The sequence below is a fragment of the Brevibacterium sp. ZH18 genome, from assembly GCF_022748595.1.
In the GTDB taxonomy this organism is placed as follows: Bacteria; Actinomycetota; Actinomycetes; order Actinomycetales; family Brevibacteriaceae; genus Brevibacterium.
In genome coordinates, this window is sequence record NZ_JALDSX010000119.1 from 1 (window position 1) to 439 (window position 439).

At 58.8% G+C, this 439-nt stretch carries 1 protein-coding gene; it reads left to right on the top strand.

From position 1 onward, the window contains the following. The first annotated feature begins 63 nt into the window (after positions 1–63). Positions 64–303, top strand: a complete 240-nt coding sequence (locus MPN20_RS17195) for an integrase core domain-containing protein (protein ID WP_347566848.1) — start codon at positions 64–66, stop codon at positions 301–303. The last annotated feature ends 136 nt before the right edge of the window (positions 304–439 follow it).

Sequence of the window (439 nt, forward strand, 5' to 3'; positions counted from 1 at the left end):
GGGGTGCAATTCCGGTCGATTCGCTATGGCGAGACCCTGGCGGAGTCCGAAATTGTGGCATCTGTGGGGTCGCGTGGGGACTCGTATGACAACGCCATGGCCGAGGCGCTGAACTCGGTCTACAAGGCCGAACTTATCGACCGGAAAGTGTGGTCGGGGTTGATCGAGGTGATGGCGGAGACGTCGAAGTGGGTGGCTTGGTACAACCAGTCCAGGTTGCATTCAGCGATTAACTACCGACCGCCCGTCGAGGTCCATTCCGAATGGATCAACCAGTCCGGGACAGAACCCGCGGCTGCTTAGGAAACCAAGAATAGGAGCCTCTACGAAACCCGGGGCTTGACATCCCGGAATCCAGCAGACGCACGAACGGGGTCCGCGGGGTGTCATAAACACGTTTGCGACGACCCACCGAATCAGTGGAATACCCGGTGGGTTT